20 protein-coding genes and 1 tRNA gene are annotated in these 23,356 nt (G+C 76.5%); 14 read left to right on the plus strand and 7 right to left on the minus strand.

Annotated features, from left to right (window positions below; translation table 11 throughout):
• The first annotated feature begins 182 nt into the window (after nucleotides 1–182).
• Nucleotides 183–2,879, plus strand: a complete 2,697-nt coding sequence (locus tag ACI795_RS09595; RefSeq protein ID WP_457075264.1) for a transglycosylase domain-containing protein — start codon at nucleotides 183–185, stop codon at nucleotides 2,877–2,879.
• Between the two features lie 130 nt (nucleotides 2,880–3,009).
• Here the strand turns inward: ACI795_RS09595 and ACI795_RS09600 are convergent, their stop codons facing one another.
• The 3 genes from ACI795_RS09600 to ACI795_RS09610 form a co-directional block, all read right to left on the minus strand.
• The gene (locus ACI795_RS09600; protein ID WP_457075265.1) at nucleotides 3,010–3,921 is read right to left on the minus strand and encodes a universal stress protein; all 912 of its coding nucleotides are present in this window, start codon (nucleotides 3,919–3,921) and stop codon (nucleotides 3,010–3,012) included.
• On the minus strand, nucleotides 3,918–5,330 hold the full coding sequence (locus ACI795_RS09605; RefSeq protein WP_457075266.1) for an amino acid permease: 1,413 nt from the start codon (nucleotides 5,328–5,330) through the stop codon (nucleotides 3,918–3,920). Before ACI795_RS09605 ends, ACI795_RS09600 begins: the two co-directional genes overlap by 4 nt.
• Nucleotides 5,331–5,402: 72 nt before the next feature.
• The gene (locus tag ACI795_RS09610; protein WP_457075267.1) at nucleotides 5,403–6,689 is read right to left on the minus strand and encodes an alpha-hydroxy-acid oxidizing protein; all 1,287 of its coding nucleotides are present in this window, start codon (nucleotides 6,687–6,689) and stop codon (nucleotides 5,403–5,405) included.
• Nucleotides 6,690–6,770: 81 nt separating this feature from the next.
• On the opposite strand from ACI795_RS09610, the gene ACI795_RS09615 reads away from it, so the two are divergent.
• From ACI795_RS09615 to ACI795_RS09660, 10 genes are all read left to right on the plus strand, one after another.
• Nucleotides 6,771–8,039 (plus strand): Nramp family divalent metal transporter, encoded by a 1,269-nt coding sequence (locus ACI795_RS09615; protein WP_457075268.1) that lies wholly within the window; start codon nucleotides 6,771–6,773, stop codon nucleotides 8,037–8,039.
• A gap of 165 nt (nucleotides 8,040–8,204) precedes the next feature.
• Complete coding sequence (locus ACI795_RS09620; RefSeq protein WP_457075269.1) at nucleotides 8,205–9,470, plus strand: hypothetical protein; 1,266 nt, start codon at nucleotides 8,205–8,207, stop codon at nucleotides 9,468–9,470.
• Nucleotides 9,471–9,518: 48 nt separating this feature from the next.
• A complete protein-coding gene (locus ACI795_RS09625) occupies nucleotides 9,519–10,034 on the plus strand; it encodes a MarR family winged helix-turn-helix transcriptional regulator (RefSeq protein ID WP_457075270.1) in 516 nt (171 codons plus the stop codon).
• A gap of 161 nt (nucleotides 10,035–10,195) precedes the next feature.
• Nucleotides 10,196–11,695: an HAD-IIIA family hydrolase gene (locus ACI795_RS09630; protein WP_457075271.1), complete on the plus strand. Its 1,500-nt coding sequence runs from the start codon at nucleotides 10,196–10,198 to the stop codon at nucleotides 11,693–11,695.
• Nucleotides 11,692–12,702: a glycosyltransferase family 9 protein gene (locus ACI795_RS09635; protein WP_457075272.1), complete on the plus strand. Its 1,011-nt coding sequence runs from the start codon at nucleotides 11,692–11,694 to the stop codon at nucleotides 12,700–12,702. Before ACI795_RS09630 ends, ACI795_RS09635 begins: the two co-directional genes overlap by 4 nt.
• A complete protein-coding gene (locus tag ACI795_RS09640) occupies nucleotides 12,699–13,679 on the plus strand; it encodes a glycosyltransferase (protein ID WP_457075273.1) in 981 nt (326 codons plus the stop codon). Before ACI795_RS09635 ends, ACI795_RS09640 begins: the two co-directional genes overlap by 4 nt.
• A complete protein-coding gene (locus ACI795_RS09645) occupies nucleotides 13,676–14,884 on the plus strand; it encodes a glycosyltransferase (RefSeq protein ID WP_457075274.1) in 1,209 nt (402 codons plus the stop codon). Before ACI795_RS09640 ends, ACI795_RS09645 begins: the two co-directional genes overlap by 4 nt.
• A 20-nt stretch (nucleotides 14,885–14,904) precedes the next feature.
• Complete coding sequence (locus ACI795_RS09650; protein WP_457075275.1) at nucleotides 14,905–15,588, plus strand: D-sedoheptulose-7-phosphate isomerase; 684 nt, start codon at nucleotides 14,905–14,907, stop codon at nucleotides 15,586–15,588.
• Nucleotides 15,585–17,027: a D-glycero-beta-D-manno-heptose 1-phosphate adenylyltransferase gene (gene rfaE2, locus ACI795_RS09655; RefSeq protein WP_457075276.1), complete on the plus strand. Its 1,443-nt coding sequence runs from the start codon at nucleotides 15,585–15,587 to the stop codon at nucleotides 17,025–17,027. Before ACI795_RS09650 ends, rfaE2 begins: the two co-directional genes overlap by 4 nt.
• Entirely contained in the window at nucleotides 17,024–17,974 is a 951-nt protein-coding gene (locus ACI795_RS09660) for a glycosyltransferase family 9 protein (RefSeq protein ID WP_457075277.1), read from the plus strand. Before rfaE2 ends, ACI795_RS09660 begins: the two co-directional genes overlap by 4 nt.
• A gap of 60 nt (nucleotides 17,975–18,034) precedes the next feature.
• Here ACI795_RS09660 and ACI795_RS09665 read toward each other — a convergent pair whose 3' ends face one another.
• The 4 genes from ACI795_RS09665 to ACI795_RS09680 all read right to left on the minus strand — a co-directional run bounded on the left by ACI795_RS09665 (nucleotide 18,035) and on the right by ACI795_RS09680 (nucleotide 22,265).
• Nucleotides 18,035–19,702 (minus strand): substrate-binding domain-containing protein, encoded by a 1,668-nt coding sequence (locus ACI795_RS09665; RefSeq protein ID WP_457075278.1) that lies wholly within the window; start codon nucleotides 19,700–19,702, stop codon nucleotides 18,035–18,037.
• 159 nt (nucleotides 19,703–19,861) lie between these two features.
• Nucleotides 19,862–20,836, minus strand: a complete 975-nt coding sequence (locus ACI795_RS09670) for a UDP-glucuronic acid decarboxylase family protein (RefSeq protein ID WP_457075279.1) — start codon at nucleotides 20,834–20,836, stop codon at nucleotides 19,862–19,864.
• A gap of 164 nt (nucleotides 20,837–21,000) precedes the next feature.
• Complete coding sequence (locus ACI795_RS09675) at nucleotides 21,001–21,249, minus strand: DUF2630 family protein (protein ID WP_457075280.1); 249 nt, start codon at nucleotides 21,247–21,249, stop codon at nucleotides 21,001–21,003.
• Between the two features lie 50 nt (nucleotides 21,250–21,299).
• Complete coding sequence (locus tag ACI795_RS09680) at nucleotides 21,300–22,265, minus strand: prephenate dehydrogenase (protein ID WP_457075281.1); 966 nt, start codon at nucleotides 22,263–22,265, stop codon at nucleotides 21,300–21,302.
• An 11-nt stretch (nucleotides 22,266–22,276) separates the two neighbouring features.
• Between ACI795_RS09680 and ACI795_RS09685 the strand changes: the two genes are divergently transcribed.
• The 3 genes from ACI795_RS09685 to ACI795_RS09695 all read left to right on the plus strand — a co-directional run bounded on the left by ACI795_RS09685 (nucleotide 22,277) and on the right by ACI795_RS09695 (nucleotide 23,351).
• Entirely contained in the window at nucleotides 22,277–22,786 is a 510-nt protein-coding gene (locus ACI795_RS09685; protein WP_457075282.1) for a tRNA adenosine deaminase-associated protein, read from the plus strand.
• On the plus strand, nucleotides 22,783–23,253 hold the full coding sequence (locus tag ACI795_RS09690) for a nucleoside deaminase (protein WP_457075283.1): 471 nt from the start codon (nucleotides 22,783–22,785) through the stop codon (nucleotides 23,251–23,253). The genes ACI795_RS09685 and ACI795_RS09690 overlap by 4 nt, the downstream gene beginning before the upstream one ends.
• 10 nt (nucleotides 23,254–23,263) lie before the next feature.
• A tRNA-Ser gene (locus tag ACI795_RS09695) sits at nucleotides 23,264–23,351 on the plus strand.
• Nucleotides 23,352–23,356 lie beyond the last annotated feature (5 nt).

The following is a 23,356-nucleotide window of genomic DNA, read 5'->3' on the forward strand; positions in this document are numbered from 1 at the left end:
GACAGCGCGCGGCCCCGTTCTCCTCGGAGAGCGGGGCCGTTCGTCTGTCGGGACCCTCCCCGCGACCTGATCCGGCACATGACGGTCTCGTTGCGATCCTCCTCCCCGCGCATCGCCGGGCCTCCTGGTGAGCAGTGCAGCTGGGTCAGGTGGGTGCCCGCCCACGCGTCCAGGGGTCGGGGGTGTCGGTCATCGCCAGGGAGTCGCAGCCGTGGCTGCTGCCGGACGCAGAGCCCGCGCGCGGCCGTCGCCGCACCCCGGCCGGCCTGCTGCTGCGCCTGCTGCTGGCCGTCGTCCTGGCCGGCGGACTCGTCGCCGGCGTGCTCGCCCCGTGGCTGGCGGGCGTCGGACTGGCCGCCAAGCAGGGCGGTGCCCTGGTGCAGCCGCTGGACGCCCCGGCCGTCGACGACCGGCTGCCCGGCACCACCCGGGTGCTGGCCGCAGACGGCTCGCTGATCACCGAGTTCTACCGGCGCAACCGGACCCCCGTCCCGGGCGAGCAGATCGCTACGGTGGCCAAGGACGCCCTGGTGGCGATCGAGGACGCCCGCTTCCGCGACCACTCCGGCGTCGACCCGCGTGGGCTGACCCGGGCGCTGCTGAAGAACATCGCGGCCGGCGAGGTCGCCGAGGGTGGCTCGACGATCACCCAGCAGCTGGTCAAGCAGCTGCGCCTGCAGACCGCGCAGGACGCCGACGGCCGCGCCGACGCCACCGCCGACACCCTCGGCCGCAAGCTCTCCGAGGCGCAGATCGCGCTGGCCCTCGAGGAGCGCTACACCAAGGACGAGATCCTCACCCGGTACCTGAACACCGTCTACTACGGCAACGGCGCCTACGGCATCGCCGCCGCCGCGCAGCGCTACTTCGACACCACCCCCGACCAGCTGACCGCCGCGCAGTCGGCCCTGCTGGCCGGGATGGTCCGCAGCCCGTCGACCTACGACCCGGTGACCGCCCCCGAGCGGGCCCTCGCCCGCCGTGACCTGGTGCTGACCCGGATGGCCGACGTCGGCCTGCTCGACCCCGCCGCGGCCGAGGCCGCCCGCGCCGAGCCGCTGGGCCTCGTCGACGGCGGCAGCCCGCCCAACGGCTGCACCGACGCGCGGATCGGCGGCTTCTTCTGCGGCCACCTGCTCGACGTCCTGGCCGACCGGTACGGCCTCACCCGCGAGCGCCTGCAGGCCGGCGGGCTCACCATCCGCACCACCCTGGACCCCGCGCTGCAGCAGGCCGGTGACGTCGCCGTCCGGGAGGCGCTGGCCACCACCGACCCGCGGGCCGGCATCTTCGTCGCCGTGCAGCCGGGCACCGGGCGGGTGCTGGCGATGGCGGTCAACCGCGAGTTCGGCCTGGACGAGAACGACCCGGCGCAGACCACCGTCGACCTGCCCGCCGCCGCCGGCCAGGGCACCGGCTCCACCTACAAGGTGTTCACCGCGGTCGCGGCGCTCGAAGCCGGCTACGGCCTGGACCTGGAGCTGCGCACCTCCGATCCCTACGTCTCCGGGGTCTACCAGGACGGTGACGGCCCCTACGACGTGCAGAACGCCGGCCGCTACCCGGCCCGGCTGGACATGGAGGAGGCGCTGTACCGCTCCTCAAACACCTACTTCCTCGCCCTGGAGGACCTGCTCGGCAGCGTCGAGTCGCCGGTGCGCGTCGCCCAGCGGATGGGCCTGCGCAGCCTCGACCCGGTGGCCGACCAGGTGGTGGCCGAGAACCGCGGGTCGTTCACCTTCGGCGCCGAGCCGACCAGCCCGCTGTCGCTGACCAACGCCTACGCCACCCTCGCCGCCGGTGGCACCGCCTGCCGGCCGATGCTGGTGGAGGAGGTGCTCGACCGCAGCGGCCAGCCGCTGACCGGTCCGGAGGGTGAGCCCCTGGGCGGGCAGCCGGAGTGCAACCCCGAGGCGATCGCCCCGGGCATCGCCGCCACGGTCAGCCAGGCGCTCCGCAAGGACGTCGAGCCGGGACACCCCGGTCAGACCGGCCGGCGCGCGTACGTGCCGGGGCATGAGATCGCCGGGAAGACCGGCACCTCGCAGGACAACTACTCGGCCACCTTCGTCGGCTACACGCCCGAGTTCGCCGCCGGCGTCATGGTCTACGACCCGCAGGCCAACCGGGACGTCGGCGGCTTCGGCGGCGGCATCCCGGCGACCATCTGGCGGGAGGCGATGACGCCGGTGCTCTCCGGCCGCCCGGCCGTTCCCTTCCCGCCGGCCGACCCCCAGTACCTGCGCGGTGCACGCACCGCGGTCCCCGGCGGCTGCATCGGCAACGGCGCCACCGCCTGCGGGTCGCTGCTGTCCGAGGCGGGCTACGAGCCGGTGCGCCGGGTGGTCGACGCCGCGGTGCCGGCCGGCCGCGTGGTGGGGCTGCGCCCGGGCGCCGGGACGCCGCTGCCGCCGGGGCAGCAGGTGGTGGTGCTGGTGAGCAACGGCTCGCAGTACAGCCCGCCGCGGCCCTCGCCCGCCCCGGCTCCTGCCCCGGCTCCTGCGCCCGCACCGTCGCCCGAGCCTGCTCCTGAGCCGGCCCCGTCGCCCGAGCCTGCTCCTGAGCCGGCCCCGTCGCCCGAGCCCGCACCCGCACCGGCCCCTGCTCCCGAGCCCGCCCCCGAGCCGGCTCCCGAGCCCACCCCTGAGCCGCCAGCACCGGCGCCCGAGCCCGCACCCGAGCCCGAGCCGGCCCCCGAGCCCGAGCCGGCCCCTCAGCCCGAGCCGGCCCCCGAGCCCGAGCCGGCCCCCGAGCCCGAGCCGACCGCGGCACCGGCGCCCTCGCCGGTGCCCTCGCCGGCGCCCTCGCCGGAGCCGGCCCCGGCGCCCGAGCCGCAGCCGAGCACCCCGCCGGAGGAGGACCCGTCGGCGGATGGCTGAACGAGGCTGGCGGGCGGGGGGCCGGTCCTGACGGTCTGGCCGCGTTGGTCGGTCCACCCAGCAGTGGGTGGCCATTGGTAGCCGGCTTCCCCCGCCCGGACCCGACTGTGACTCAGCTCACTCCACTGCGTCAAGAGGCCGACGGCGTGCCGTCCGCGCCACGCGGGACGACGAGCACCGGCACCGGCGCGGCCCGCACGATCTTCGTCGCCGTCGACCCGAGGAAGACCCGCGCGAGCGGACCGAGCCGCGACGAGCCCACCACCAGCAGGTCACCGCGCTCCCACGGCACGGCCGCCAGCGCCCCTGCCCAGCCGGCCCCGCGGGCCAGCACCGTCTCCGGGGCGGGCCCCGGACCCGACCAACCGTCGACGACCTCGGCCAGCGACCCACGGGCCTGCCCGGCCCACTCCTCGCTCACCAGCTGCTCGACCCGCAACCCGGTCTCCGAGGGCAGCATCGCCGACCGCTCGGGGACGAAGGTGACCATCCGCACCGGAACCCCCCAGCGCTCCGCCGCCGCCCGGGCCGTGGCCAGCGCCTCGCGCGAGCGCGCCGTCCCCGCCCACGCGCAGGTCACCCGGGTCGGCGGCCCCTGCCCCGCCCAGTCGCGCGGGGCCAGGGCCAGCGGCACGGGTGAGCTGTGCAGCAGCCGCTCGGCCACCGACCCGGCGGAGAACCGGCCCGGTGGCGCCGCGGCGGCGGCCCCCAGCACCAGCACCCGCGCCCGGTAGCGGTGCACCGCATCGACCAGACCCGCGGGCACCGAGGCCCCGGGCACGACGGCGGTGCGGACGTCGTCGACCCCGGCGGAGCGCAGCCCGGTCACCGCCTCGGCCTGGCGGGTCGCGGTCAGCGCCGCCCGCCACTGCAGGTACTCCCGGTCGACGCGGGAGGCGATCGCGCTGATCGGGCCCGGCGGCACCACGGTGGCCACCACCGCGGGGGAGTCCTCGGCCAGTGCCAGCCCGGCGGCCAGCTGCAGCGCGGCGTCGTCCCCGCTGCCGTGCTCGGCGCCCTCCCAGCCCAGCAGCACGGTCATCGCGACGTCGTCCGGAGCGTGGAGTGGGTGCGGGCGTAGGTGACGTAGAGGACCGCGGCGATCGTGAGCCAGCCGGCGAACAGCAGCCACGTCGTCGCCGACAGCCCGGCGATCAGGTAGAGGCAGAACAGCACCGACAGCACCGGCACCACCGGGTAGCCGGGCACCCGGAAGCCGCGGGGCAGGTCGGGCCGGGTGCGCCGCAGCACGACCACCCCGATCGAGACGACGCTGAAGGCGACCAGCGTGCCCATGCTGGTCAGGTCGACGAGGAAGTCCAGCGGCAGGAAGCCGGCCAGGGCGCCGACGAACACCGCGACCGCGACCGTGCCGCGCAGCGGGGTGAGGGTGCGCGGGTCGACCCGGCTGAACAGCGCCGGCACCATCCCGTCGCGGCTCATCGCGAACAGGATCCGGGTCTGCCCGTACATCGTCACCAGCGTCACCGAGAAGATCGACACGACCGCCCCGGCGGCCAGCACGATGCCCGGCCAGCTCGACCCGGTGACCCGCTCGAGGATCACCGCGAGCCCGGCCTCCTGACCCGCGAACTCCCCGGCCGGCTGCGCGCCGACCGCGGCCACCGCCACCAGCAGGTACACCACGGTCACGACGACGAGCGCGCCGATGATCGCCAGCGGCAGGGTGCGCCTGGGGTCGCGGACCTCCTCACCGGCGGTGGAGACGGCGTCCAGCCCGATGAAGGAGAAGAAGATCGACGACGCCGCGACGCTCACCCCGGCGGCGCCCAGCGGGGCGAACGGGGTGAGGTTGCCGGCGTCGAAGCCGGTGAACGCGATGACGACGAACAGCAGCAGCACCGCCACCTTGACCGCCACCATCACCGCGTTGGCCCGGGCCGACTCGCTGGCCCCGCGCACCAGCAGCAGCGCGCAGAGGGTGACCAGCACGATCGCCGGCAGGTTCACCACCCCGCCGGCGTCGGGCGCCGCGGACAGCGCACCGGGGATGCGCACGCCCAGGACGTCGTCGAGCAGCTGGTCCAGGTACTCGCTCCACCCCACCGACACCGCCGCGGAGCTGACCGCGTACTCCAGCAGCAGGCACCAGCCCACCACGTAGGCGACGACCTCACCGAGAGTGGCGTAGGCGTAGGAGTAGGAGCTGCCCGCCACCGGGATGCTGGAGGCCAGCTCGGCGTAGCAGAGGGCGGTGAACCCGGCCGTCACCGCGGCGATCACGAAGCTGACGATCACCGCCGGGCCGGCCTCGGGCACCGCCGTCGACAGCACGAAGAAGATGCCGGTGCCGATGGTGGCGCCGATGCCGAAGCTCATCAGCTGCAGCGGCCCGATCCGGCGGGCCAGCTGCCCCTCCCCACCGGCGTCGTCCGCCGTCGGCACCGGTTTGCGCCGGAACAGCTGGGCGCGCAGGGACGGGTCGGTCACCAGGGAACTGTGCCGCGTTCGCGCCCCGCCGACCACCGCGGGGCAGAAATGGCCATTCCTGCCCCGGTGAGGTCAGGGGCGGCGGACGAGGATCTCGGGGGTGAGCTGGTCGACGGTGGTGTGGCCGGTCAGGCCGAGGGTCAGGTCGAACTCGCCCAGCACGTCCTCCACCACCTGGCGCACGCCGGCCTCCCCGGCCAGCCCCAGACCCCACACCCACGGCCGGCCCAGCAGCACCGCGCGGGCGCCGAGCGCGACGGCGACCAGCACGTCGGCGCCGCTGCGCACCCCGCTGTCGAAGAGCACCGGCAGCCGGTCGCCGACCGCCTCGACGACGCCGGGCAGCGCGTCCAGGGCGGCGATCGAGCGGTCGACCTGCCGCCCGCCGTGGGTGCTGACCACCAGCCCGTCGACGCCCTCGTCGGCCGCCCGCCGCGCGTCGTCGGGGTGGAGCACGCCCTTGAGCACGATCGGCAGCCGGGTGCGCCCGCGCAGCCACGCCAGGTCGGCCCAGGTGATCGAGGGCCGGGAGTAGATGGACAGGAACGTCTCCACGGCGGCCCGGGGGAGCGGGGAGCGCAGGTTCTCCACCAGCGGCCCCGGCCAGGCGCGGGCCATGCCGACCAGCGCGCGCACCGCGGACGGCGTCGGGCGCGGCTGCGGGTCGCGCGGTGCGCCGGCCGCCGCGACCCGCTCCTCGACCAGCCGGCGGAACACCGGGTCGGAGGTGTACTGCGCGATCCCCTTGCCCAGCGCGAAGGGCAGGTGCCCCAGGTCCAGGTCCCGCGGGCGCCAGCCGAGCATCGTGGTGTCCAGCGTGACGACGACGGCCTCGCAGCCGCTGGCCTCGGCCCGGGCCAGCAGGCTGTCCACCAGCTCGTCGAAGGTCGACCAGTACAGCTGCATCCAGCGCGGGGCGTCGCCCATCGCCGCCGCGGTGGTCTCCATCGGCACCGACGCCTGGTTGGAGAAGACCATCGGGACGCCGAGGGACGCCGCTGCGCGGGCCACCGCCAGGTCGGCCTCGGGGTGCACCAGCTCCAGCGCGCCGACCGGGTCCAGCAGCACCGGCGCCGGCAGCCGCCGCCCGAACAGCTCCACCGAGGTGTCCCGGGCGCTCACGTCGCGCAGCACCCGCGGCACCAGCGCCCAGCGGTCGAAGGCCGCGCGGTCGGCGCGCTGGGTGTCCTCGTCGCCGGCGCCCCCGGCGACGTAGGCGGAGGCGCGCGGGTCCAGCCGGCGCCGGGCCCGCTCGGCCAGCGCCCGGTACGCGGTGGGCACCCGAGGGCGCCGGCCGTAGACGCCGGCCCGGTAGACCGTGTCCTGCCGCTGTCGTCCGGTGCCCGCCGCTGAGCTCACCCCGGTCACCGTAGCGACGGGATGTGACCCGGCTCTCGGCGACCTACGCTCGCCGGCACGGACGACGGGGAGGCGGGACGAGTGGGCGATCCAGGAGCGCAGCCGGTCGACGCGGGCGAGCGGACCCCGGAGCACCGCTGGCGGCTGGTCGGGCCCGGCATCGTGGTGGCCGCCACGGGAGTGGGCGCCGGCGACCTGGTGGCCACGCTGATCGCCGGGTCGGAGTACGGCTACGCGCTGCTGTGGGCCGTCGTCCTCGGCGTCGTCGTCAAGATCGCCCTGGCCGAGGCGGTCGGCCGCTGGCACCTGGCCACCGGCTCGACGATCTTCGCCGGCTGGCGCTCCCTGGGCGTCTGGACGTCGGTCTACTTCGCCGTCTACGTCGCCGTCTGGGGCTTCGTCTACGGCGCGACCGCGATGACCTCCGCGGCCCTGCCGCTGGCCGCGCTGTTCCCGGCGCTGCCGATCTGGGCCTGGGGGATCCTCTGCGGCCTGGCCGGGCTGGCCTTCGTCTGGTTCGGCAACTACGCGGTGTTCGAGAAGGCGATGACGGCGCTGATCGGCGTCATGTTCGTCATCGTCGTCGGCCTGGCCGTGCTGGTCACGCCGAACCTGGGTGAGGTCGTCAGCGGGCTGGTGCCCCGGCTGCCGGAGGGGTCGGCGATCTACACCCTCGGCCTGGTCGGCGGCGTCGGCGGCACGATCACCATGGCCGCCTACGGCTACTGGGTGAACGCCAAGGGCTGGCGGGACGCCTCGTGGATGCGGGTCATGCGGCTGGACAACCGGGTCGCCTACCTCACCACCGGCGTCTTCGTCGTCGCCATGCTGGTCGTGGGCGCCGAGCTGCTGTACGCCAGCAGCATCGCGCTGGAGGGCGGCGACCGCGGGCTGCTCGACCTGGACGACGTGCTGCGCGACCGGTTCGGCCCGGTGGTCGCCACGCTCTTCCTGATCGGCTTCTTCGCCACCTCCTTCTCCTCGCTGCTCGGCGTCTGGCAGGGAGTCAGCCTGCTGTTCGCCGACTTCGTGCGGAACCGGCAGAAGGCCCAGGGGCAGCTGACCGGCGCCGTCGAGCGGAGCCGGCCCTACCGCGGCTACCTGCTGTGGCTGACCTTCCCGCCGATGGCCCTGCTGTTCCTGGACCGCCCGTTCGCCCTGGTGGTCGCCTACGGCGCCTTCGGGGCCTTCTTCATGCCCTTCCTCGCCGGCACGCTGCTCTACCTGCTCAACGGCCGGCGCACCCCGCGGGAGTGGCGCAGCGGCTGGCTGTCCAACAGCCTGCTGACCGGCGCCGCCCTGCTGTTCACCGTCCTCTGCGTGAACGAGCTGGTCTCGCTCGGCGGCTGACCCTCCGGCGTGGCGCCGCCGACACGCCGGTGGGGCACACGGGGTCAGTGTTGCGAACGGACGACGGAACGGCGGCTGCGCACATGATCAGAGCTGTTCTGGGCAGAGCACGGTGCGATGCACCAGGACAGCCGTCCGCCGGGTGCGCGAGAACGGGGGCCAGCAGTGCCGACGACGACACCGTCCGGGCGGGGCGCGCTGCCCCCGGCCGGGGCGCTGGCGCTCGCCGTGGGCGCTGCCCTGGTCACCGGTGTCGTGCTGGCGCCGCCGGCCGCGGCGATCGACGACCCCCGCCGTCCCGACGTCGAGGTCACCCACGGGCCCAGCTGCGGTCCGGCGGTCGTCCGGGTGGTGGTCACCAACGGCTCCGAGCCGCACCGGGTCGCGCTGGTGTTCGACGGCGCCACCGAGCAGGCCGCCGCCGACCTGCCGGCCGGTGGGCAGGCCGAGCTCACCAGCACCGACGTCGCCTGGGGCGTCACCGTCGACGTCTCGCTCACGGTGACCGACCCGGACGGCGTCGCCGATGCCCCCGTGCAGCTGGGCACCTACACCCGGCCGAGCGAGGAGGACTGCGCCGCGGTCACCGCCCCGCCCGCCGCGCCGGTCGAGCCCACCCCGCCGTCTTCTGAGCCGCCGACGTCCTCGGAGCCGCCGACGTCCGTGCCGCCGTCGTCTTCGGAGCCGCCCACGTCCTCGGAGCCGCCGACGTCCGTGCCGCCGTCGTCTTCGGAGCCGCCGACCTCCGAGCCGCCGACGTCCGAGCCGCCGCCGTCTTCGGAGCCGCCGACGTCCGAGCCGCCGCCGTCTTCCGAGCCGCCGACCTCCGAGCCGCCGCCGTCCTCGGAGCCGCCGACCTCCGAGCCGCCTTCGTCCTCGGTGCCGCCGTCGTCCCCGGTGCCGCCGGGGACCGGGGAACCGGACAGCACGTCGCCCGCGCCGGCCCCGGCCCCGGCGCCTGCACCGCCTCCTGCCCCGACGGAGCCGGCGCCCGCGCCCGAACCGACCGCGACCGCCACTCCCCGGTCGACCGCGCCGGCCGGCGGTGGCCTGGTCACGTCCGTCGCCCCCGGTGGGGTGGTCACGGTGCGGGCCACCGGGTTCGCCCCCGGCGAGCCGGTCACGGTCTCGATGAGCGGCATCGCCGAGCCACTGGCCACCGTCACGGCCGGCCCGGACGGCCGGGTGGAGGCGGTCGTCCAGATCCCGCGCGAGGCCGCGCTGGGCGGCGCCACGATGGAGCTGGTCGGCAGCGAGTCGACGGCCACCGCCGGCCTCGACCTGCAGATCGCCGCCCGCAGCCTCCCGGTGGCGGAGGAGGCCGGCTCCCCGCCGGCGCTCGCGGCCGGCATCGCCCTGCTGGCCACCGCAGGCGCCCTCGGCGCGGTGGCCCGGCGCCGCTCCCGCGGCGGCGACCACCCCACGCACTGAGCGCACCACCGCCCAGCCACCCCCGGCCCACGGAGGATCTGACCCGACATGGAGCAGCACACCGACCCGCGACCCGACGGTGGCCCCGCCCGGGGCGTGCCGCGGGACGTCAGTGGGCTCGCAGCTGCCGGTCCCACCGCGACCGAGACGTGGCTGCGGATCGTGCAGGTGCACGACCGGGTCACCCGGCGGGTCGACTCCGCCCTGCACCGGCAGCACGGCGTCTCGCTCACCGGCTTCGAGGTGCTGCGCCGGATCGCCGAGTCGCCGGGGGAGAGCGCGTCGATGGGGGAGCTGGCCGAGGCGGTCGGGCTGTCCCGGCCGGGCATCACCAGCACCGTGAACCGGCTGGTCGCCGAGGGCCTGGTCACCCGGGAGCGGATCGGCGGCGACCGGCGGCTGCTGCACGCCCGGCTGACCGACGCCGGCCGGGAGCGGGTGCGCGCGGCGGGACGGACGCACGACGACCTGGTCGCGCACCTGCTGATCCTGCTCGGCGACGACGCCGGGGTGGTCACCGATGCGCTCGCCCGGGTCTCCGCCGCCGCCCGCCGCGCCCGCTGACGCCCGGGGCTCTCGGCACCGGGAGCACGGCGGTGAGGGGGTGGGGCGACACGCCCGGATCAGGGGTGGACGTCGCCCGGTCGGGGTAGTCCCCGACCCGGCCACGAAAAACTTAAAGCCCGTAGTGTTTCGCTGGCGATCTTGGGGGCACTCTGGCGGGCATGACGGGTGCCCTGGCCAACTGCACGCTGGTCGTGCCGACCATCGGCCGACCGTCCCTCGACGTCCTGCTCGACGCGCTCGCCGGCGCCACCGGCCCGCGCCCGGCGGAGCTGGTGCTGGTCGACGACCGGCCCGCCGGCGCCCCGCTGCAGCCGGACCGCCCCGGCCTGCCGCCGGTCCGGGTGGTGCGCACCGGGGGCGGCGGCCCCGCCCGCGCCCGCAACCTCGGCTGGCGGGTGGCGCGCACCGAGTGGATCGCCTTCCTCGACGACGACGTCGTCCCCGACCCCGACTGGTACGAGGAGCTGGCCGCCGACCTGGCCGCGCTGCCGGCCGACGTCGCCGGCACCCAGGGCCGCGTGCGGGTCCCGCTCCCCGAGGACCGGCGCCCCACCGACTGGGAGCGCGGCACCGCGGGGCTGGCCACCAGCAGCTGGATCACCGCCGACCTCGCCTACCGCCGCGCCGCGCTGGCCGCCGTCGGCGGGTTCGACGAACGCTTCCCCCGGGCCTTCCGGGAGGACTCCGACCTGGCGCTGCGCGTCATGGACACCGGCGCCCGGCTCACCCGTGGCGAGCGGTGGATCACCCACCCGGTGCGCCCGACCGACCGCTGGGTCAGCGCCCGGGTGCAGGCCGGCAACGCCGACGACGTCCTGATGCGCCGGCTGCACGGCCCGACCTGGCGCGAGCGCGCCGACGCCGCCGTCGGCCGCCGACCCCGCCACCTGGCCGTCACCGCCGCGGCGCTCGGTGCGGTCGGTCTCGCCCTGGCCGGCCGGCCGCGGGCCGCCGCGCTCGCCGCGCTGGGCTGGGCCGCCGGGACGGCGGAGTTCGCCTGGGCGCGCATCGCCCCCGGCCCCCGCACCCGCGACGAGGTCACCACCATGGCGCTGACCAGCGCGGTCATCCCGCCGCTGGCCACCTGGCACTTCCTCCGCGGCGCCGTCGTCCACCGCGCCGTCACCCCCTGGCGCGGCCTGCCCGACCTGGTCCTCCTCGACCGGGACGGCACGCTCGTGCACGACGTCCCCTACAACGGCGACCCGGCGCTGGTCCGCCCGGTCGACGGTGCCCGCGAGGTGCTGGAGGCGCTGCGTGCCCGCGGCGTGCGGATCGGGCTGGTCACCAACCAGTCCGGCATCGGCCGGGGGCTGATCACCCGCGCCCAGGCCGACGCGGTCAACGCCCGGGTCGCCGAGCTGCTGGGCCCCTTCGACACCGTGCAGGTCTGCCCGCACGCGCCCGAGGACGGCTGCGACTGCCGCAAGCCCGCCCCCGGCATGGTGCAGGCGGCCTGCGCCGAGCTCGACGTCGACCCGGCCCGCTGCGTCGTCATCGGTGACATCGCCGCCGACGTGCAGGCCGCGGCCGCGGCCGGCGCGCACGGCATCCTGGTGCCGACGCCGGTCACTCGTCCCGAGGAGGTCACCGCCGCCGCGCACCGCGCGCCGACGCTCGCCGAGGCGGTCGACGACGTCCTGGCGGGCGCCTGGTGACCGCCCCCGCCCGCACCGTCCTGGTCGCCCGGCTGGACAACGCCGGCGACGTCCTGCTGCAGGGCCCGCTGGTCCGGGCGGTCGCGCACGGCGCCGACCGGGTGGTGTTCCTCGCCAGCCCGCAGGGCACCGCCGCGGCCGAGCTGCTGCCCGGCGTCGATGAGGTGCTCACCTGGCACTGCCCGTGGATCGACGGCGACCCGCAGCCGGTCGACGCCGACGACCTCGCCGCGCTCGCCGACCGGGTCCGGGCGGCCGGGGTCACCGAGGCGGTCGTCTCCACCTCCTTCCACCAGTCGCCGCTGCCGCTGGCGCTGGTGCTGCGCACCGCCGGGGTGCAGCGGATCTCCGCGATCAGCGTCGACTACCCCGGCTCGCTGCTCGACGTCCGGCACCGGGTCGACGACGACCTGCCCGAGCCCGAGCGCGCCCTCTCGCTCGCCCGGGCGGCCGGGTTCGAGCTGCCCGACGGCGACGACGGCCGGCTCGCCGTCCGCCGTCCCCTGCCGGTGATCGACCGCGAGCCCGGCTACGTGGTGCTGCACCCCGGGGCGTCGGTGCCCGCGCGGGCCTGGCCGGCACCGCGCTGCGCCGAGGCGGTCGAGGCCCTGACCGGCGCCGGGTACCGGGTGCTGGTCACCGGCGGGCCGGGGGAGCGGGCGCTCACCGCCGCCGTCGCCGGCACCCGCGGCACCGACCTGGGCGGGGCGACCACCCTCGCCGAGATGGCCGCGCTGCTCGACGGCGCCGCCGCCGTCGTCGTCGGCAACACCGGCCCGGCGCACCTGGCCGCCGCCGTCGGCACCCCCGTCGTCTCGCTGTTCTCCCCGGTCGTGCCGGCCGTGCGGTGGGCGCCCTACGGCGTCCCCACCGTGCTGCTCGGCGACCAGTCCGCCCCCTGCCGCGACAGCCGGGCCCGCGAGTGCCCGGTGCCGGGGCACCCCTGCCTCACCTCCGTCACCGCCGGCGACGTCGTCGCCGCCGTCGAGAAGCTGGTCGCCGCATGAAGGTCCTGCTCTGGCACGTGCACGGCTCCTGGACGACGGCGTTCGTCCAGGGCCGGCACGAGTACCTGCTGCCCGTCGTCCCCGATCGGGGACCCGACGGCCTCGGCCGGGCGCGCACCTGGGACTGGCCGGCGTCGGCCCGCGAGGTGACGCCCGAGCAGCTCCGCGCGGAGCAGCCCGACGTCGTCGTGCTGCAGCGCCCCCGCGACCTGGAGCTGGTGCGCGAGTGGCTGGGCCGGGAGCCCGGCCGCGACCTGCCCGCGGTCTTCCTGGAACACAACGCCCCCGGCCCGGACACCGGCTCGGGTGCGGTGCCGAACACCCGGCACCCGATGGCCGACCAGCGCGTCATCCCGATCGCGCACGTCACGTACTTCAACCAGCTGTTCTACGACAACGGCTCGGCGCCCACCGTCGTCATCGAGCACGGCATCGTCGACCCGGGTGAGCGCTACACCGGCGAGCTGGCCCGCGCCGGCGTCGTGGTCAACGAGCCGGTGCGCCGCGGCCGGTACACCGGCGGTGACCTGCTGCCGCTGTTCGCCGAGGTCGCGCCGCTGGACGTCTTCGGCATGGGGCTGACCGGGCTGCACGAGCGCTACGGCCTGGACCCCGAGCGGGTCGGCCTGTTCGACGACCCGCCGCAGTCGGCGATGCACGCCGAGCTGGCCCGCCGCCGGGTCTACCTGCACCCGGTGCGCTGGACGTCGCTGGGCCTGTCGCTGTTGGAGGCCATGCACCTGGGGCTGCCGGTCGTCGGGCTGGCCACCACCGAGGCGGTGGAGGCGGTGCCGGCGGAGGCGGGCGTGCTGTCGACCCGCCCGGAGCGGCTGGCCGCCGCGCTGCGGCACTTCGTCGACGAGCCCGACGCCGCGCGGTTGGCCGGCAAGGCCGCCCGCGCCGCCGCGCTGGAGCGCTACGGGCTGGACCGGTTCCTCGCCGACTGGGACCGGCTGCTGGGAGAGGTGACCCGATGAGGATCCACATGGTGAGCGAGCACGCCTCGCCGCTCGCGGCCATCGGCGGCGTGGACGCCGGCGGGCAGAACGTGCACGTGGCGGCGCTGGCCGCGGGCCTGGCCATGCGTGGCCACGAGGTCACCGTGCACACCCGCCGCGACGACGCCGACCTGCCCGACCGGGTGGTCACCGCCGACGGGTACACCGTCGCCCACGTGACCGCCGGCCCGGCGCGCGCCGTCCCCAAGGACGACCTGCTCCAGCACATGGGCACCTTCGCCGACGTGCTCGCCGCCGAGTGGGCCACCGACCGGCCCGACCTGGTGCACGCCCACTTCTGGATGAGCGGGCTCGCCTCGGTGCAGGCGGCCACCCCGCTAGGCATCCCGGTGCTGCAGACCTTCCACGCCCTCGGCTCGGTCAAGCGCCGCCACCAGGGCGACGCCGACACCTCGCCCGAGCAGCGCATCGACCTCGAGCGCGGGCTGTGCTCCGACGTCAGCCACGTCGTCGCCACCTGCACCGACGAGGTGTTCGAGCTGCGCCGCCTGGGGCTGCCCAGCGACCGGGTCTCGATCGTGCCGTGCGGGGTCGACACCGCGGTCTTCACCCCCGACGGCCCGGTCGCGCCGCGCTCGGGGCGCCCCCGCCTGCTCGTGCTCGGCCGGCTGGTCGAGCGCAAGGGCCAGGAGGACGCCGTCCGCGCGCTGGTCCGCGTGCCCGACGCCGAGCTGGTCGTCGTCGGCGGGCCCGAGGCCGACCAGCTGGACACCGACCCGGAGGTCACCCGGCTGCGCGCCATCGCCGAGTCCCTCGGCGTCGCCGACCGGCTGGTGTTCACCGGCGCCGTCGCCCGCGCCGACGTCCCCGCCTGGGTGCGCTCGGCCGACGTCGTGCTCGCCGTCCCCTGGTACGAGCCCTTCGGCATCACCCCGCTGGAGGCGATGGCCTGCGGGCGCCCCGTGGTCGCCACCGCCGTCGGCGGGCTGGTCGACACCGTCGTCGACGGCCGCACCGGCCTGCTGGTCCCGCCGCGGGACCCCGCTGCCCTGGGCGATGCGCTGGCCGGCCTGCTGGCCGACGACGTCCGCCGCACCGCCTTCGGCGCCGCCGGCGTGACCCGCGCCCGCACCCGTTACCGCTGGTCCCGGGTCGTCGCCGACACCGACGCCGTGTACCGCCAGGTCCTCACCGCCCGTGTGCCGGTGGAGGTCGCCCGATGAGCCCCCGTGGAGGGACCCCGATGAGCGTCACCCCGTTCCGCTCGGCTCCGCTGACCGACCGCGAGGTCGTCTCGCCGGACACCTGCACCCACCTCACCGGGCACGACCACGTCGCGTCGCTGACCTCGGCGCTGGGCGACCTGACCGCCCAGGTCGACACCCTCAACCGGTGGGGGCAGCTGCTCGCCGACGTGCTGTGCTCCTCCGCTCGCGGCCGGCTGCTCGCGGCCGGCAACGGCGGCAGCGCGGCGCAGGCCCAGCACCTCACCGCCGAGCTCGTCGGCCGCTACCGCGCCGACCGGCCGCCGTTCTCCGCCATCTGCCTGACCGCGGAGACCTCGTCGCTGACCGCCATCGCCAACGACTACCCGGCCGACGAGCTCTTCGCCCGCCAGGTCGAGGCGCACGGCCGGTCCGGTGACGTGCTGGTGCTGCTGTCGACGTCCGGCCGCTCGCCCAACGCGGTGGCCGCCGCCCGCCGGGCCAGGGAGTGCGGCATCACCGTGCTGGCGATGACCGGCCCGGCGCCCAACCCGCTGGCCGCCGTCGCCGACGACACCGTCGCCATCGACTCCCCGTGGACCGCCACCGTGCAGGAGTGCCACCTGGTCGCCCTGCACCTGCTGTGCGCCGCCTTCGACGCCGCGGTCCTCGCCGAGCCCAGCCGCATCCCGACCACCAACCACGTCGAGGTGGTCCGGTGAGCCGCGCGCGCACCCGCTCCGCCGCCCCGGTCGTCGTCGTCGGCGATGCGCTGCTCGACGTCGACCTGGTCGGCACGGCGTCCCGGCTGACCCCCGACGCGCCGGTGCCGGTGGTCGAGGACGTGCAGACCCACGAGCGCCCCGGTGGCGCCGCGCTGGCCGCCGTCCTCGCCGCCCGGTTCGCCGGCGACCGCGAGGTGGTCCTGGTCGCGCCCCTCGCCGACGACGAGGGCGCCCAGCGGCTGCGCGCCCTGCTCGCCGGGCGGGTGCGGCTGATCGAGATCCCGGCCACCGGCGGCACCGCGGTCAAGCAGCGCGTGCGCGTCGGCGACCACTCCGTCGTGCGCATCGACAGCGGCGCCCCGGCGGCGACGCTCGGCGCGCTGCCGGCCGAGGCCGCCGCGGTCATCCGCGACGCCGCCGCCGTCCTCGTGGCCGACTACGGCCGGGGGACGACGTCCGCGCCGGACGTGCGCGCCGCGCTGACCACCGCCCGCGGCCCCGTGGTCTGGGACCCGCACCCCCGCGGCGCCGACCCGGTGCCCAGCGCCCGGCTGGTCACCCCCAACAACGCCGAGGCCGCCCGCGTGGCCGGCACGGACGTGCCCGGTGACGGGCTGGCCGCGGTCGGCGCCCGGGCCGAGGCGCTCATCCGGCACTGGGGCGTCGGCGCGGTCGCGGTCACCCTCGGCGCCCGCGGCGCGCTGCTCTCCTACGGCGAGGGCGCGCCGATGGTCGTGCCCGCCACGCCGGTCACCGGCGGTGACCCGTGCGGCGCCGGTGACTCCTTCGCCGCCGCGGCCACCGTCGCGCTCGCCGGCGGCGCCGTCACCGGGGAAGCGGTGACCACCGCCGTCGCCACCGCCGGTGCCTTCGTCGCCCGCGGCGGCGCCTCGTCCTGGGACGCCGTCGCGCCCGAACCGGTCGCGCCCGCCGCCGACGTCGCCGCCCTGCTGGACCGGGTGCGCTCGGCCGGCGGCACGGTCGTCGCCACCGGCGGCTGCTTCGACCTGCTGCACGCCGGGCACGTGGCCACCCTGCGAGCCGCCCGCGGGCTGGGCGACTGCCTGGTCGTGTGCATAAACTCCGACGCCTCGGTCGCCCGGCTCAAGGGGCCGTCCCGGCCGCTGGTCGCCGCCGAGGACCGCGCCCGGGTGCTGGAGGCGCTGGAGTTCGTCGACGCCGTCGTCGTCTTCGACGAGGACACCCCCTCCGCGGTGCTCGAGCAGCTGCGGCCCGACGTGTGGGCCAAGGGCGGCGACTACGCCGGCGCCGACCTGCCCGAGGCCGCGGTGCTGCGGCAGTGGGGCGGCCAGGCCGTCGTCCTGCCCTACCTGCCCGGCCACTCGACCACCGCCCTGGTCGAGCGCTCCCGGACGAAGGACCCCGTTCTCCCCAGGCTTCGCAAGCTCAGCGCGGAGCCCGGAACGGGGCCATGACGGCGAGGCCGGTGGCGGTCGTGCTGCGGCCGCTGGGGCTCGGGGACCTGCTCACCGGGGTGCCGGCGATCCGTGGCATCCGGGCCGCCGTCCCCGACCACCGGCTGGTGCTCGCCACCACCCGGGCCCTGGAGCCGCTCGCCGGCCTGATCGACGCCGTCGACGAGGTGCTGCCCGCGGTCGAGCTCCAGCCCCTGGACTGGTCGGGCCCGCCACCGGAGCTCGCCGTCGACCTGCACGGCAAGGGGCCGGCGTCGCACGTCGTTGTCGCCGGGCTGCGCCCCGCACGGCTGCTCACCTTCGACAGCCCCGGCTACCCCGGCCCCACCTGGTACCCCGACGAGCACGAGGTGCGCCGCTGGTGCCGGCTGGTCTCCGAGGGGCTGGACGTCGAGTGCGACCCCGACGCCCTCGACCTCGCCGTCCCGGACGTCGACCCGCCGGTGCGCGACGTCGCGGTCGTGCACCCCGGCGCGGCGTTCCCCGGGCGTCGCTGGCCACCGGAGCGGTTCGCCGCCGTCGCCCGCCACCTGGTCGCGGCGGGGGAGCGGGTGGTGGTCACCGGCGGGCCGGCCGAACGGGAGCTGGCCGCGCACGTCGCGCAGCTCGCCGGCCTCCCGGACGACGCCGTGCTCGCCGGACGGACGACGTCGCTGGAGCTCGCCGCCGTGGTCGCCGCCGCCCGGGTCGTGGTCTGCGGCGACACCGGGGTGGCCCACCTGGCGACCGCCTACCGCCGTCCGTCGGTGGTGCTCTTCGGCCCGGTGTCCCCGGCGCTGTGGGGCCCGCCGCCCCGGACCGGGCTGGGCGGAGGAGCACTGCACGTCGTCCTCTGGCACGGTGATGGCACCGGCGACCCGTGGGGCACCGAGCTCGACCCGGCGCTGGCCCGGGTCACCGTCGCCGAGGTCACCACCGCACTCGACGACCTGCTCGCCCGCAGCTGACGGCCCCCGTTCAGGGGCCCGCGCCGATCCTGCGAGGCGTGGGGGAACGGGGTCCTTCGGTCAGCCGCGGCGGCGGATGGCGTCGAAGAGCGTCGCCTGCAGGTCCTCGGGGTCCAGTGCCTGGTAGGCCGAGCCGCCGGTGGCCTCGCCGATCTGCTCCAGCGCGCCGAGGTCGGCATCCGGGCCGAGTGCGATGCCGATGACCTTCACCGGCCGCTCCGGGTCGCTCTCGCTGCGCAGGGTGCTCAGCAGCTGGTCCAGCTGCAGGCCGGCGGCGTCGTCGTCGTTGTCGCCGTCGGTGATCAGCACGACGGAGTTCACCGAGCCGGGGTCGTAGGCGTCCCGGGCGGCGCGCACCGCGGCCAGCGTGGTGTCGTACAGGCCGGTGCCGCCCGGCCGCAGCCGGTCGGGGATGCTGCGCAGCTGCTCCTCGACGACCTGCCGGTGGGTGCGGCCGTCGACCTCGGCGCTGAAGGGACGCAGCGGGGCGAGCTCCTGCCAGTCCCGCTGGCCCTCGAGCTGGTAGGCGAAGGACCAGACGCCGCCGGAGTGGGAGTCCGGCAGCAGGCCGAGCGCGCTGAGGGTGGCGTCCCGGGCCAGGGTGGCGCGGGTGCCGTCGCCCACCGGGGCGTTCATCGAGGTGGAGACGTCGACGACGGTCAGCAGCCGGGACGGCGTGGCGAGGCTGGCGACCCGGCCGAGCAGCGTCTGCATCGCGGCCGGGTCCAGGTCGAGGGTCTCCGGCGCCTCCTCCTGCACCCCGGAGCCCGCGCCGGCGCCGGTCGGCGCGGCACCAGTGCGGTCCCGGAAGCCGGCCTCGCGCACCGCCTCGGCCGTGGCGTCGGAGGTGAGGGCCTCGATCACCGCGTCGGTGGCGGGGCGCTCGGCCTCGGGCGCCGCGGTCACCCGGAGCACCGGGTAGTCCAGCGCGGGGGAGCCCTCGGTGGGGTAGACGGCGACGAGTGCGGCCTCGTCCGCCTCGGCGTTGGTGGCCAGCACCTCCTGCTCGCTGACCGGCACCAGCGGGGCGTCGGCACCGCCGGCGAGCCCGGCGGTCAGGCCGTCGCCGGCCGACGGCACCTCACCGCGGGCAGCCGCCAGCACCGCGGAGACGACGGCGTTGTCGGCCTCCTCGTCGCCGCCGAGGGACTGGCGGACGGCGGCGAGGACGGAGAGCCCCTCGGCGCTGGCGGTCAGGTCGGGGACGGCGAGGGCACGGTCGGTGCGCAGCGCGTCACCCCAGCTCGGCGGGTCCTCGGTCCAGCCGAGCTCCTCGACGGCGGCGCGGCTGGTGGCCAGCACGAGCGGGGAGGTGGCCAGCGACCCCGAGGGGTCCAGGCCGGCGTCGGTCCCGGCCCGCGCGGCCCACAGCGAGGAGTCCGGCACCCAGACGTCCGGCAGCTGCTCGGCGTCCAGCGACCCCAGACCGGCCAGGGTCTGCAGCGGCTCGCGGGCGGTGACCTCGGCGACGGCGCACCCACCGTCGCCCAGCTCCAGCGGGTCGGCGAGCAGCTCCTGCACGAGGTCCCCGACCTCCGGTGCGACGGCCACCTGGACGGTCTGCTGGTCCTCGCAGCCCTCGGCGGACGCCGAGTCACCGGAACCGGACAGGCCCCAGATGAGCAGACCGCCGCCGATGACGACGACGAGCAGGGCGGCGAGCCCGGCGAGCAGGGCGGGACGGGCGGGCAGCCCGGAACCGGCGCGGGTGCGGGCGTGGCGCCCCATCTGGCTTCTCCGTAGGTCGTCGGCCCCCTGCGGGGATCCCGGCGCGCGTCGAGACGGCCGCCGGGCTCAGTCGGCCGGAACTCTACCCAGCGGATCGGCCGAGGGGGGAGGCGAGATCGGCTCGCAGTGCGCGACCGGTCACCCCCGGTGACCGAATGGTCAGCCGACCTGCGCGGCGAGGAGCTCCCGCTGCGTGGCGAACCAGTCGACGGTGCGCCGCAGCCCCTCCTCGGAGGTCACCTGCGGCTGCCAGTCGAGCAGCTGCTGCGCACGGGTGGTGTCCGGGCGGCGCACCTTGGGGTCGTCGACCGGCAGGTCGATGAAGCCGATCTCGGAGTCCGAGCCGGTCAGCTGCAGGATCCAGCGGGCCAGTTCGAGCATGGACAGCTCGTCGGGATTGCCGATGTTCACCGGCCCGGTCTCGGTGGAGAAGGCCAGCGCCAGGATCCCGCGCACGGTGTCGTCGACGTAGCAGATCGACCGGGTCTGCGAGCCGTCCCCGGCGACCGTCAGCGGCCGGCCGGCCAGCGCCTGGCCGACGAAGGCCGGGATGGCCCGGCCGTCGTCCGGCCGCATCCGCGGGCCGTAGGTGTTGAAGATCCGCACGATCGCGGTGTCGGTGCCCTGCGAGGTGCGGTAGGCGGTGGTCAGTGCCTCGCTGAACCGCTTCGCCTCGTCGTAGACCCCGCGCGGTCCGACCGGGTTGACGTTGCCCCAGTACTCCTCGCGCTGCGGGTGCTCCAGCGGGTCGCCGTAGACCTCCGAGGTCGAGGCGAGCACGTAGCGGGCGCCCTTCTCCTTGGCCAGGCCCAGGGTGTGCAGGGTGCCGAGGCTGCCGACCTTGAGCGTCTCGATCGGCATCTTCAGGTAGTCCAGCGGGCTGGCCGGGGATGCGAAGTGCAGCACCAGGTCGACCGGGCCGGGCACGTGCACGTAGTCGGTGACGTCGCACTTGACCAGCCGGAAGCCGGGCCGCTCCATCAGGTGCAGGACGTTCTCCGGCGACCCGGTGAGGAAGTTGTCCAGGCAGACGACCTCGACTCCCCGGTCGAGCAGGTGCTCGCAGAGGTGCGACCCGAGGAACCCCGCCCCGCCGGTCACCACCGCGCGCCGGATCTCCCGTGTGCTGCGCACCGCCATCGCCCACCGCTCCCTCGTCGCGCCGTTCGTGGCCGGAGGTCCGGCCAGGGCGGCCCTACCCGGTGATCAACTCGGGAAACACTTCGGGCTTTAAGTTTCTTGCGGGGGCAGCTGGGTGGTCGCCCTCCGTGTGGACGGCGACCACCCAGCGGGCGGCGTCACTGCAGGTAGTTCTCCACCTGCGGCTCCGGGCGCGGCTCGGCCTCGTCCGGGTCCTCGTCGTACTGCCGCTTGGCGTCGCGCTGGCGCTGCAGGTCCCAGAGCTGGTCGCGGTCCTGCTCGATCTGGGTGAGCCGCGCGCGCTGCTCCTCGGTGTGGTCGCCGGACTCGCGCAGCTGGCGCTCCTCCTCGGCCAGCGCGGAGATCCGGTCGTGGATCTCCTTGTCGTCCAGGTGCTCGTGGCTCATGTCGTCCTCTCCTCGTGCGTCCCGATCCCCTTGCCCCGCGAGCGGGGAGCTCACGCCTCGGACCGTTCCGGCACCCAGCCCTCGACGAAGGCGGCCAGCCGCCGGGTGACCGCACCGCCGGCCCGGCCCAGCTCCAGCAGCGCGCTGCGCTCCAGCGGCACGCGCACCGGCCGGCGCGCCGGGGCCGCCGCGGCGGCCCGGACGGCGTGCCCGTCGGCGACCAGCTCGGGCACCGGGCGGTCCAGCTGCGCCCGGACCCGGTCCAGCGCCGCGGTGGCCGGCCCGGCGTTGCCGGTCACCAGCGCGGTGACGAACGCCGGGTCGCTGCCGGCGACCCGGGTGCCGTCGCGGAAGCTGCCGGCGGCCAGCGACAGCGCCAGCGGCCCGGCCTCGCCGGCCGCCGCGGCGAGCGCGGCGGCCAGCAGGTGCGGGACGGCGCTGATCGCGGCGACCGCGTCGTCGTGCTCGGCCGCGGTCACCGGCACCACCTCGGCGCCCACCGCGAGGGCGATCTCGGCCACCCGCAGCCAGCGGCGCAGGTCGGTGCCCGGCTCCAGGCAGAGCGCCCAGCGGGCGCCGCGGAACAGGTCGGGGTCGACGGCGTCCGGGCCGGAGCGCTCGGTGCCGCACATCGGGTGACCACCGACGAACCGCTCCCCGAGCGCGGCGCCCAGCCCGGCGAGGACCGGCGCCTTCACCGAGCCGACGTCGGTGACCGTCGCCCCGGGGTCGATCCGCAGCCCGTCGAGTGCGCTGCCGAGCACCGGCAGCGGGACGGCGAGGACGACGACCCCGGTGAGCTCCTGGGTCACGAAGACGCCGTGCTCCTCGGCGACGGCGCGGGCGGCCGGGTCGACGTCCCAGCCGGAGACCGCCCGCCCCGCGGCAGCCAGGGCGGCGGCCAGCGACCCGCCCAGCTGGCCGAGCCCGACCACCGAGACCGGCGGAGCCGGCATGGTCGGCACGGGGAACCGGCCCGGGCTCGCGGGCGTCGGGCTCGCCGGGGCATCAGCCATGATCAGAGGCTATGACGACCCTCCCGGACGCCGGCGCCGGACTGCGCCCGAGCTTCGCGGTGCGGGTGTCTCGCGCCGACGGCCGCTGGCGGTGCGAGCTGCTGGCCGCCGACGCCTCCGACGAGCTGCCCGTCCTCGAGCGCGCCCTCGCCGAGCCCGCCGCCGCCGGCTGGCCCGGCCCGTACGTGCTGGTCGTCGACAGCCGGCTGTACTTCGTCGTCCTCCGGCCCGGCCCCGGCGGGATGGTGCGGGCGCTGATCTCCGACGCCACCTTCCAGGAGTGGCTGCTGGCCGCGGAGACGGTCGAGCGCTACGGCATCCCGGTCGACGACGCGACCTTCGACGACGACGAGGAGGGCTGGCCCGGCGGTGACCTGGACCTCTTCGCCGATGCGGGGCTGCCCGCCGAGGAGCTCACCGCGCTGCTGTCCTCCGACGAGATGTGGGCCGACGAGATGGTGCTGGCGATCGCGGCGCGCCTCGGGTTCGCCGAGCAGCTGGCCGAGGTGGCGGCTCCGTGACCGCGCCGGAGGCCGTCGACGCGGCGATGGTGCGCGCACTCGAACTGGCCGCGGCGGCGCAGGAGTGGGGGGACACGCCGATCGGCGCCGTCGTCCTCGGCCCGGACGGCGCGGTGCTGGCCGAGGCGGCCAACGAGCGGGAGAAGGCCGGCGACCCCACCGCGCACGCCGAGGTGCTGGCGCTGCGGGCGGCCGCGCGGGCGCACGGCGACGGCTGGCGGCTGAGCGGCGCGATCCTGGTGGTCACGCTGGAGCCGTGCACGATGTGCGCCGGTGCGAGCGTGCTGGCCCGGGTGGCCGAGGTCGTCTACGGCGCCGACGACCCGAAGGCCGGCGCGGCGGGGTCGCTGTGGGACGTCGTCCGGGACCGCCGGCTCAACCACCGGCCCCAGGTCACCGGCGGTGTCCGGGCCGAGGAGTCGGCGGCTCTCCTACGCGCCTTCTTCCGCGCGAAGCGGGGCCTGTAGTCTCTCCGGCGGTGGCGTGTCCGAGCGGCCGAAGGAGCACGCCTCGAAAGCGTGTGAGGTGCAAGCCTCCGTGGGTTCAAATCCCACCGCCACCGCCAGTCGA

This window comes from Modestobacter sp. SYSU DS0290, from assembly GCF_054050955.1.

Excerpts from the sequence above, each read along its gene's own strand:
- ACI795_RS09600 (WP_457075265.1), bottom strand. The coding sequence starts at position 3,921 with ATGACCGTGCTGCTGGGCTGGGAGGGCGCCGAGCACGGCAGCGGGGAC.
- ACI795_RS09625 (WP_457075270.1), top strand. The coding sequence starts at position 9,519 with ATGGAGCAGCACACCGACCCGCGACCCGACGGTGGCCCCGCCCGGGGC.
- ACI795_RS09630 (WP_457075271.1), top strand. The coding sequence starts at position 10,196 with ATGACGGGTGCCCTGGCCAACTGCACGCTGGTCGTGCCGACCATCGGC.
- ACI795_RS09640 (WP_457075273.1), top strand. The coding sequence starts at position 12,699 with ATGAAGGTCCTGCTCTGGCACGTGCACGGCTCCTGGACGACGGCGTTC.
- ACI795_RS09645 (WP_457075274.1), top strand. The coding sequence starts at position 13,676 with ATGAGGATCCACATGGTGAGCGAGCACGCCTCGCCGCTCGCGGCCATC.
- ACI795_RS09650 (WP_457075275.1), top strand. The coding sequence starts at position 14,905 with ATGAGCGTCACCCCGTTCCGCTCGGCTCCGCTGACCGACCGCGAGGTC.
- ACI795_RS09660 (WP_457075277.1), top strand. The coding sequence starts at position 17,024 with ATGACGGCGAGGCCGGTGGCGGTCGTGCTGCGGCCGCTGGGGCTCGGG.
- ACI795_RS09665 (WP_457075278.1), bottom strand. The coding sequence starts at position 19,702 with ATGGGGCGCCACGCCCGCACCCGCGCCGGTTCCGGGCTGCCCGCCCGT.
- ACI795_RS09675 (WP_457075280.1), bottom strand. The coding sequence starts at position 21,249 with ATGAGCCACGAGCACCTGGACGACAAGGAGATCCACGACCGGATCTCC.
- ACI795_RS09680 (WP_457075281.1), bottom strand. The coding sequence starts at position 22,265 with ATGGCTGATGCCCCGGCGAGCCCGACGCCCGCGAGCCCGGGCCGGTTC.
- ACI795_RS09685 (WP_457075282.1), top strand. The coding sequence starts at position 22,277 with ATGACGACCCTCCCGGACGCCGGCGCCGGACTGCGCCCGAGCTTCGCG.